This window comes from Arthrobacter sp. NQ7 (genome assembly GCF_029581595.2).
Taxonomy (GTDB): domain Bacteria; phylum Actinomycetota; class Actinomycetes; order Actinomycetales; family Micrococcaceae; genus Arthrobacter; species Arthrobacter phenanthrenivorans_B.
The window spans coordinates 79,830-88,659 of record NZ_JARFXU020000021.1 but is presented as its reverse complement, the minus strand read 5'-3'; the positions used below and the strand labels follow the sequence as shown (position 1 = coordinate 88,659).

Here is an 8,830-nt window from a genome sequence, read left to right as displayed (position 1 = left end):
CGATGCCGCCAAGTACCTGTCCGAAACCCTCGCCGCCACCCGTGCCTGGCCAGGCAACCAAGGCATCGAGGCACTGGTTGACGACGCCGACCCCTGCCACATCCTGGTGGTGGAAACCTGGGCCACCACCCAGGACCATGACGACTACGCCGCCTGGCGGGCAACGCCGGAAGGCAAAAGCGCGCTCCACGAGATCCTGGCCGGGCCGCCAACCAAACAGGTCTACTCCAGCTCCCTGCCGCTGGACCTGCAGCCGTCCCTGGGCTGACGATCATGGACTCGCTTCTTTACGACCTGCCGGCCCTGACCATCCGCAGCATCTCCGTCAGCACGATGGACAACAACGTGTATCTGCTGACTGCCAAGGAGAGCGGTGCGCAGCTGCTGATCGATGTCGCGGACGACCTGCCCGCCATCCGGCAACTGCTGGCCGATGGCGCCGGGGACAGCGCCGCACCGGCGCACCTCGCCCTGATCGCCACCACCCACCAGCACTGGGACCACGTGCGGGCGCTCGGGGAACTGGTGGAAGCAACCAGGGCGCCCACCGCCGCCGGGGCGGACGACGCCGATGCGCTGCCCGTTGCGGTGGACCGGCGGCTTGGGCACGGGGACAAGGTGGCCGTGGACGGGTTTGAGCTGGCGGCGGTGCACCTGCGCGGCCATACGCCGGGCTCGATCGCGTTTGTGTACCAGGACCCGGACGGGCCTGCGCACATCTTCTCCGGCGACTCGCTTTTCCCGGGCGGCGTGGGCAACACCCAGCAGGACCCGGAACGGTTCGCCCGGCTCCTGTCCGATGTCACGGAGCGGTTGTTCGACGCCTACCCGGACACCGCCGTCGTCCATCCCGGCCACGGCAAGCCCACTACCCTGGGTGCGGAGCGGCCGCACCTCGGAGAGTGGCGCGCCCGCGGCTGGTAAATCGCCTTAAACGGCTGAGCGGGCCCACCTCAAAGGCGGGCCCGCTCAAAAGGTAGTTCTAGCGGCCGCGGCGCTCGTTGGACGCCGGGGCTGATGCGCGGCGCGGGCCGGAGCGGGCCGGGCGGCCCGAGCCGCCGTTGCCGGAAGAGCCGCTGCCCGAACCATAGGACCCACCGGACGTTCCGCCGGTGTTGGAGGACCACACGGCCTTGCTGCCGCCGGCAGCCCCTGCGGAGCGCTGGCCGGAGTTTCCTGCCGCGGCGCGCTGGCCGGTGGCGGGGCGTCCGCTGCGCTGGCCGCCGCCGGACGCCGGGCGTCCGCCCGCTGCGGGACGGCCGGTGCCGCCGCGGGGAGCGGCGCTGCGGGTGATCCGGGAATCGCCGCGGCCCTCTGCTGCACGTCCGTCCGATCCGCGGCCGGCCGATGAGCGGCCACCTGCTGCGGGAACGTCGTTGCGGTGGGTGCCTGCGGTTCCGCGGCCGCGGGCATTGCGGCGGGCGGCAGCTGCTGCCACGGCGCGGTCCTCGTTCTGCTCAGCCACCCGGTCGAAGGCGGCGCGGGCTTCGGTGCGGCCCTCGAAGGCAGCAGCCCGGCGCTCGGCACGGGGAACATCGGCGCGGACCGGCTCGGCCGAGACCTTGCCGCGGCCACCGCGGCCGCCACGGCCACCGGCGGACGGCGCAGCCTGGCGGCGTGCACGCTTGCGTTCGGCGTTGGCGCCCGTGGAGGTGCCCCCGCCCTGCTTCTGGGCCTTGGCGGCCAGCAGCGCGGCGCGGGTGCGCGGGTCCACCTTCTCGGCGATCTCGCCCACGAGTTCGGCAACGATCGGTGAGCTGGCGGTGACCCGCTCGAAGCTGACGTCCACGCCGGCGGCCTTCATGAGCTTCTTCACGTCGGTCTGCTGCTCGGGCAGCGTCAGGGTGACCACCGTGCCGTCCGAACCGGCACGGGCGGTGCGGCCGGAGCGGTGCAGGTACGCCTTGTGTTCGGTGGGCGGGTCCACGTGGATGACCAGTTCGACGTCGTCGACGTGCACGCCGCGGGCGGCCACGTCGGTGGCCACCAGGACGCGGACGTCACCGTTGGAGAACTCGGCCAGGTTCCGGTCGCGGGCGTTCTGCGACAGGTTGCCGTGCAGGTCAACGGCGGGGATGCCGGCGTCGGTCAGGGTCTTGGCCAGCTTGCGGGCGTGGTGCTTGGTCCGCATGAAGAGGACCCGGCGGCCGGCGCCGGAGGCGAGCTCCACGATCAGCTGCTTCTTGACGGTCTGGTCGTTGACCACCAGGACGTGGTGCTCCATGGTGGTCACCGCTGCCTGCGGGTCGTCCACGGAGTGCGTCAACGGGTTGGACAGGTAGCGCTGGACGATCTTGTCCACGCCGTTGTCCAGGGTCGCCGAGAACAGCAGCCGCTGTCCCTGGCTGGGGGTCATGTCCATGAGCTTCTTGACCACGGGCAGGAAGCCGAGGTCGGCCATGTGGTCTGCCTCGTCCAGGACGGTGATCTCCACCGCTTCGAGGGTGAGGATGCGCTGGCGGATCAGGTCCTCCAGGCGGCCGGGGCAGGCGATGACGATGTCGACGCCGGCCCGCAGCGCCTTCTCCTGGCGTGCCTGGGAGATGCCGCCGTAGATCACGGTGGTGTTCAGGCCGGCGGCCTTGGCCAGGGGTTCGATGGTGGCGTTGATCTGGGTTGCCAGTTCACGGGTGGGTGCCAGGACCAAGCCCATGGGGCGTCCGGGCTTGCGGAAGTGCTTGGCTTCCCGCTCAGCGAGTCTTGCTACAAGCGGGATGGCGAAAGCGATGGTTTTACCGGAGCCGGTCCGGCCACGGCCCAGGACGTCACGGCCGGACAGCGTGTCCGGAAGGGTCTTCACCTGGATGGGGAACGGTTCAACGATTCCCTGGGCTGAAAGGGTGTCTGCAAGGGCCTTGGGAGTACCGAGGGCAGCAAAAGTAGTCATGTAGTTTTTTACGGTCTTTCTGGCGGTATCCGGGCGGATATCGGCCCCCGATGCCGGTTGGACCAGGGGTTTCGCCGAAGAAAAGTCAGGTGATCAACCGGGCGCTGTAAAAAGGACAGCCGGCCGGGACCAAATGGAACGCGTTCATCGACGCAGGATGTGCCTCTCACATGAAAAATGCCCACTCCCTGGAAAGGTTCTCCAGATCGGAGCAGGCGGCATCACTGCACATCAAGTTCCACCAGTCTAGCATCCCGCCGCCCGGCCACCGTCCGGCCGTTGCCTTCAGGGGCACGGCGGGGCAGTGTTGGAGCATGAGCGAACACCCGGAGCAGGGCCAGGAGACGCAGCACAACGAAGCGCACCCGAACCAGGCACACCAGCACCACGGGGACGACGGCGGCGGGGCCCCGGAGCCGGATGGCGGCGGCATCAGTCCCGCAACGGTGTGGGACGAGCGGTACCGCAGCAAAACACGGCTCTGGAGCGGGAAACCCAATCCGCAACTGGTCCGCGAAGCCGGCGGACTCCGACCGGGCAAGGCGCTGGAACTGGGCTGCGGCGAAGGCGCGGACGCCATCTGGCTTGCCCAGCAGGGCTGGTCCGTGACCGCCGTCGACGTTTCCGCCGTGGCCCTGGAACGGGCGCACTCGCACGAGCTGGCCGAGCTGGCACGCGAAAGCGTGAACGCCTCCAACGGGGACATCCGCAGCCGGATCACCTGGCAGCAAGCGGACCTGACGCAGTGGCAGCCCGGCGACGCCTACGATTTTGTGACCGCTCAGTTCCTGCATTCGCAGGAACTCGACTGGCGGATCCCGCTGCGGACCGCTGCCTCGGCCGTCAAGCCCGGCGGAACCCTGCTGGTGGTGGGCCACCACCCTGACCGGCTGCCGCCGTGGGGTGCAGACCACCACAACCACCGGGACATGTTCTATACGGCCGACGACCTGGTCCGCGAACTCGGCCTGGGCGGGCCGGAGTGGCAGATTGAGGTCCTGACCAGCCGCGAGCGGCCGGTGACGGGACCCGAAGGACAGGAAGCGACCATCGCCGACGTCGTGCTCCGCGCCACCCGCCTGCCCTAGGTTCCCGGACGTTCCTTGCCACTGACCCGCGGCGCAACCGCCGCCGCTGCCACCCCGATGGCCGCGGTGAAGGCGAACACGCCCGCGAAGGACTGGACCGGCGTCGTGAAGGCCGCGAAGACAATTCCCGTGGCCGCCAGCGAAAGCGCCCCGCCGAGGGAATCCGAAATGGACATGGCTGAGCTGTTGAAGCCCTCGTTCTCTTTGGTGGACAGCGCCAGGGTCATGACGCTCAGGCGTGGATACAGCAGGCCCATGCCGCCGCCCGCCACCACCCAGCCGGCGATCGCGGCGGCGGCCGGCCAGTGAAGCGCCGTGGTGGCCAGGGCCAGGAGGATCGCCGCCAGGACCATGAGCGATCCCATCTGGACCGCCACCCGGTGGGACAGCCTGGAGCCAAGCCGGCCCTGCACCGCCGCGGCGCCGGCCCATGCCAGCGCCCCGCCGGTCAGGGTCAGGCCCGCCAGGGTGGGCGGGAATCCGTAGCGGTCGATCAGCAGGTACGGAAGGTAGACCTCCGCGCCAAAGAATGATGCCGCAGCAAAGCCCCGCACCAGGATCACGCTGGGCAGTCCGCGGTGGGCGGCCAGGGTGCCCACGGGGACCAGCGGCCGGACGGCCACCAGCGCCAGGACGACGGCGGCGATCGCCAGAAGTGCCGTAGCCGGGGGGAAGGCGGGGATGCTGATGTCGGCGGAGAGGTTCAGCCCCAGCACCGCGAGCGCGGCCAGCACCGCCCAGCCCAGCCGGCCGAGGTCCCACGGGGTTTGTTCCGGTCGGGGCACCTCTTCGGCGCTGCTGAGCCCGCGCAGGACGGGCACGATCATCGCCAGGGCCGGGAGGACCAGGCCCACGACGCCGAGGAACACCCAGTGCCAGCTGAAGACCTGGGCCACGACGCCGGCGGCGAAGGGGCCCACCAGCGACGGGATCACCCAGGCGGCCGAGAACGCGGCGAAGATCCTGGCGTGCAGCGTGCCGGGGAAGAACCGGGCCACCAGCACGTAGAGCGCCACGGTGAGCGCGCCGCCGCCCAGCCCCTGGATCAGGCGCCCGGCCACGAGCATGGGCATGGAAGCCGAGGTGCCCGCGATCAGCAGCCCGGCCACGAACAGTGCCACGGAGGCGTACAGCGGCATGGCAGGCCCGCGCCGGTCTGACCAGTTGCCGGCCCCCACCATGCCGATGACGCCGGTGGCCATCGGGCCGGCGAAGGCCAGGGCGTAGAGGCTTCCGCCGTTCAGTTCGCGGCTGACCAGGGGCATGATGGTGGTCACGGCGAGGGATTCGAACGCGGACAGGAACACCAGCGCGCAGGTGCCGGTGGTGACCCAGACGTACGGGGGCCGGAAGATCCCCGAGGCAGCATGGGCGGTGGGCAGCGTGGAGTCCCGCATGGCAGCCCCTACCCCACGTACCGGTTGCGGCCGGACCGGTAACCGAACACGGCCGCGAGCAGCCCCACCACCGTGAACAGGATGCCCGCAGGAACGAAGGACCCGGTGGCCTGGTGCAGCTGCCCCACCATGAGGGTTCCGGTGGAGCCCACCCCATAGCCAACACCCTGCATCATGCCGGACAGGTGGGCGGCGGTATGCCCGTCGCGGGTGCGGAGCATGATCAGGGTCAGCGCACAGGCGGTGAGGCTTCCCTGCCCCAGGCCCAGCAGCCCGGCCCACACCCAGACCAGGTCCAGCGGGCCAAGGATGCTCAGCACGAAACCGCTGCCGGTCATCAGCGCAACCACCGTGTTGATGGCGCGCTGGTCCCGGAACCGTGCGGCGAGCGCCGGGGCGAACAGGGACCCCAGCATCTGCAGCACGATGCACACGGCAACGATCAGGCCGGCCGTCGCCCCGTCAACGCCGCGCTCGCGGAGGATGGGCGCCAGCCAGGCGAAACCGCTGAAGGACATCATGGCCTGCAGCACCATGAAGATGGTCACCTGCCAGGCAACGGACGAGCGCCACACATTCACCCCGTCCCGGACCGCCTGGTGCCGGACCGTCCCCTGCCGCACGGCGACGGGCAGGAACAGCAGAAGCACGACGGCGGCAGGCAGCGCCCAGACCCACAGCGCCTTGGTCCACTCCCCCGTCGCCGTGTAGACGGGGTACGTGAAGCCGGCGCCGAGGGCCGCAGAGGCGCAAATCGCCGTGGTGTAGAGCCCGCCCATGAGTCCCAGCCGGTGCGGGAAATCGCGCTTGACCAGGCCCGGGAGCAGCACATTGCAGAGTGCTATCGCGGCGCCGCAGGCCGCGGTGCCCAGCAGGAGGGCGGGCAGGTGGCCTGCGGCTGTGGCCGGCCCCGCGTCCACTGGCCTCAGCAGGAGCCCGGCCGTCAGCAGTGCCATGGCGCCCAGCAGCACCCGTTCCGCGCCGAAGCGGCGGGCCAGGACAGGGGCGAGCGGGGCGAAGACACCCAGCAAGGTCACGGGAACGGTGGTCAGCACCACCACGGACCAGCCCGGCAGGCCAGCCTGGCTGGTCACCTCCGGAAGGACCGCCGAGAGGCTGGAAAAGACGCTGCGGAGGTTCAGGCCAATCAGGACCAGGCAGACGCCCAGGTAGGCCAGGGCGCGCCGGCTGCCCGTGCGGGTGGGTTCCGCTGCCGGCAGTTCATCGATCTCCGCGTCCACCAGGGTGCTGAGGTCCACGCGGCTGCTGCCCGTCCGGGTCCCCTCCCCGGCTTCCCCGGAAGCTGCCCTTCGCCGCTGCTCCCTTGCGCCGGCATTCGTTGCGTCCGTCATCCGCCCATTCTTGCAGGCGTCCGATCGGGCGCGGGTTTTCCACATACGGACGGCTTGGCCTTCCGGCGCTCCCCGCGGCTTCGTACGTTGGAGCCAGTCGCGGCCTGGCCTCTGGCCGCACCAACCCACGGGAGCACCATGGAAACTACACCGCAGCCGGATTCACGCCCCGCACCGCCGGACGGGACAGGGCCGCCTCCCTTCCAAAACGGCCCCGGCCGGCCGCAGGGAGCCCTGGGCCACAAAGGGACGAACAGCCTGGTCCTGGCAATCCTTGCCCCGGTCAGCATGTTCCTGACCGGGCCGTTCGCCGGGCTGGCCATGCTCCTGACGTATTCGGACAACGGCTACTCCCGCACTCCATGGGTGGCTCCCTTCGTGTTCTTCAGCCTGCCGCTCCTCTTCGCCTCGCTCGGGCTACGGCTGGCACTCCCCGTGCTGAAACAGTTGCCCCGCGGTTCTGGAAGCCGGTCCGCGGCGGCAGTTGCCCTGTGCGTCTGCGGCGTGGTCTTCGCCCTGGCACTCGGTCCGGCCCTCGACCTCGTCGGCGTATTCTGAGCGTCTGCCTGCCAGCGTTGCAGACCCGCAGCACCACGGCGCAGGCGTATTCCGGGCGCCCCGGTCTTCCGCCGTCCCCGCGGCGCTATTCTGGAAGGGATGAGCGAATCCCCTGAAAACCCCCAGCAGCCGCATGTCCCCAGGCCTGTCACACCCGGAACCCAGGCCTCCTTTGGCACCTACGGCGGCCGTCCGGTGAGCTTCGTGCGCCGCGGCACCAGGCTCCAGGGCCGCCGGCAGGCAGCATGGGCCGAGCATGCAGAGCGGTGGGCCATCGATGTTCCGCGGCACGTGGCCAACACCTCGGTCCACCCCGACTACACCTTTGATGCCGCCGCCGAGTTTGGCCGGGAGGCTCCGCTCATCGTCGAGATCGGGTCGGGACTGGGCGATGCCATCTGCCACGCGGCGGAGCAAAACCCGGACACGAACTTCCTCGCCGTGGAGGTGTACACGCCGGGGCTGGCCAACACCATCATCAAGATCAACAGCCGCGGCCTCGAAAACGTGCGGGTGGTGGAGGCCAATGCCCCGGAAGTACTGGCCACCATGCTGCCCGAAGGGTCGGTCAGCGAACTGTGGGTCTTCTTTCCGGATCCGTGGCACAAGTCGCGGCACCACAAGCGCCGCTTGATCCAGCCGGAGTTCAGCCGGCTGGCGGCGCGCGCCCTGAAGCCGGGCGGACTCTTCCGGATCGCCACGGACTGGTCCAACTACGCCGTGCATGTCCGGGACGTCATGGCCGGCTCCGACGACTTCGAAAACCTTCATACCGGCGAGCGCAGCGGACCCGAAAGCCCGCTGACGCAGGTATGGCAGTCCGGCGTCGAAACGGTGGTTGGCGGCGCGCCGGTCCGTGAGGGCCGGGCTCCCGTGAGCACCGAACACACCGGCCCTAATGAGGGTGTGGACGAGACCGGCGGTTGGGCTCCCCGCTTCGAGGGCAGGATCCGGACCAGCTTCGAAGCGAAGGCCCACGAGGCCGGCCGGCTCATTTTCGATCTTTGCTACCGGCGCCGCTAAAACCCTGCTGCAGCCCCTGCTGAAGCCCTGGTCAATGCCGGGTCAGGACCGGCCCAAGGGGACGGCGAGCCGGGTCAGCCCACGCTGATCGAACCGACGATCCTCCTGAGCATGTCCAGCCGGGGTTCGGCCTCGGGGTTGAGGTATGGCCAGATGACCACCACGCCGACGAACCGCCCGCTTTCCCACACGCCTACGGTGGCTGCCACCTTGGCAGGCCCGCCGTCGTCGTCGTATCCCACCACCACGGCATAGGCGTCCTTGCCGGGCAGGTCCAGCCCACCCTCCGCCAGGAGGGTGCCCCCGCGGTCCTCAAGGTAGAAGCCTGACATCAGGTGCGCCCAGCCGGTGGCCTGGGGCGCATCCTGTACGGAGGTGTCGTCCTTGATCACGGTGACCAGGACGCCGCCCGGCAGGCCATACTGCCCGCTGTTGGGTCCGGCCGTGGAATCGTCCAGGACCTGGGTGTGCTCGGGGAAGTCTGCGGTGAAGCCCAGCGGGGATTCGATGTGCACTGACATTGGT

9 protein-coding genes are annotated in these 8,830 nt (G+C 69.8%); 5 read left to right on the top strand and 4 right to left on the bottom strand.

All coding sequences use genetic code 11. From position 1 onward, the window contains the following. Window positions 1-268 (top strand): putative quinol monooxygenase (locus tag PUN71_RS18445; protein WP_277799565.1); only part of this gene is annotated, 268 nt, incomplete at its 5' end. Window positions 269-273: 5 nt separating this feature from the next. Then, the gene (locus PUN71_RS18440) at window positions 274-924 is read left to right on the top strand and encodes an MBL fold metallo-hydrolase (RefSeq protein ID WP_277799564.1); all 651 of its coding nucleotides are present in this window, start codon (window positions 274-276) and stop codon (window positions 922-924) included. Between the two features lie 58 nt (window positions 925-982). On the opposite strand, the gene PUN71_RS18435 is transcribed toward PUN71_RS18440, so the two are convergent. Continuing rightward, window positions 983-2,887: a DEAD/DEAH box helicase gene (locus PUN71_RS18435; protein WP_277799563.1), complete on the bottom strand. Its 1,905-nt coding sequence runs from the start codon at window positions 2,885-2,887 to the stop codon at window positions 983-985. A 314-nt stretch (window positions 2,888-3,201) separates the two neighbouring features. Here PUN71_RS18435 and PUN71_RS18430 point away from each other — a divergent pair, with 314 nt between their 5' ends. Beyond that, complete coding sequence (locus tag PUN71_RS18430; protein ID WP_277799562.1) at window positions 3,202-3,975, top strand: class I SAM-dependent methyltransferase; 774 nt, start codon at window positions 3,202-3,204, stop codon at window positions 3,973-3,975. On the opposite strand, the gene PUN71_RS18425 is transcribed toward PUN71_RS18430, so the two are convergent. Further along, on the bottom strand, window positions 3,972-5,372 hold the full coding sequence (locus tag PUN71_RS18425) for an MFS transporter (protein WP_277799561.1): 1,401 nt from the start codon (window positions 5,370-5,372) through the stop codon (window positions 3,972-3,974). The two genes, PUN71_RS18430 and PUN71_RS18425, sit on opposite strands and share 4 nt — an antisense overlap. A gap of 8 nt (window positions 5,373-5,380) precedes the next feature. After that, window positions 5,381-6,724 carry an MFS transporter gene (locus PUN71_RS18420; RefSeq protein ID WP_043455783.1) on the bottom strand — a complete coding sequence of 448 codons (1,344 nt, stop codon included), beginning with the start codon at window positions 6,722-6,724 and terminating at the stop codon, window positions 5,381-5,383. Between the two features lie 138 nt (window positions 6,725-6,862). On the opposite strand from PUN71_RS18420, the gene PUN71_RS18415 reads away from it, so the two are divergent. Both PUN71_RS18415 and trmB read left to right on the top strand, forming a co-directional pair. Continuing rightward, the gene (locus tag PUN71_RS18415) at window positions 6,863-7,282 is read left to right on the top strand and encodes a hypothetical protein (RefSeq protein WP_277799560.1); all 420 of its coding nucleotides are present in this window, start codon (window positions 6,863-6,865) and stop codon (window positions 7,280-7,282) included. A 99-nt stretch (window positions 7,283-7,381) separates the two neighbouring features. Further along, entirely contained in the window at window positions 7,382-8,305 is a 924-nt protein-coding gene (gene trmB / locus PUN71_RS18410; protein WP_277799559.1) for a tRNA (guanosine(46)-N7)-methyltransferase TrmB, read from the top strand. A gap of 74 nt (window positions 8,306-8,379) precedes the next feature. Here the strand turns inward: trmB and PUN71_RS18405 are convergent, their stop codons facing one another. Continuing rightward, window positions 8,380-8,826, bottom strand: a complete 447-nt coding sequence (locus tag PUN71_RS18405; protein WP_277799558.1) for a hypothetical protein — start codon at window positions 8,824-8,826, stop codon at window positions 8,380-8,382. Window positions 8,827-8,830: the final 4 nt, after the last annotated feature.

Coding starts and splice junctions, on each gene's coding strand:
- PUN71_RS18430 (WP_277799562.1), top strand. CDS start 3,202: ATGAGCGAACACCCGGAGCAGGGCCAGGAGACGCAGCACAACGAAGCG.
- PUN71_RS18440 (WP_277799564.1), top strand. CDS start 274: ATGGACTCGCTTCTTTACGACCTGCCGGCCCTGACCATCCGCAGCATC.
- trmB (WP_277799559.1), top strand. CDS start 7,382: ATGAGCGAATCCCCTGAAAACCCCCAGCAGCCGCATGTCCCCAGGCCT.
- PUN71_RS18420 (WP_043455783.1), bottom strand. CDS start 6,724: ATGACGGACGCAACGAATGCCGGCGCAAGGGAGCAGCGGCGAAGGGCA.
- PUN71_RS18435 (WP_277799563.1), bottom strand. CDS start 2,887: ATGACTACTTTTGCTGCCCTCGGTACTCCCAAGGCCCTTGCAGACACC.
- PUN71_RS18425 (WP_277799561.1), bottom strand. CDS start 5,372: ATGCGGGACTCCACGCTGCCCACCGCCCATGCTGCCTCGGGGATCTTC.
- PUN71_RS18405 (WP_277799558.1), bottom strand. CDS start 8,826: ATGTCAGTGCACATCGAATCCCCGCTGGGCTTCACCGCAGACTTCCCC.
- PUN71_RS18415 (WP_277799560.1), top strand. CDS start 6,863: ATGGAAACTACACCGCAGCCGGATTCACGCCCCGCACCGCCGGACGGG.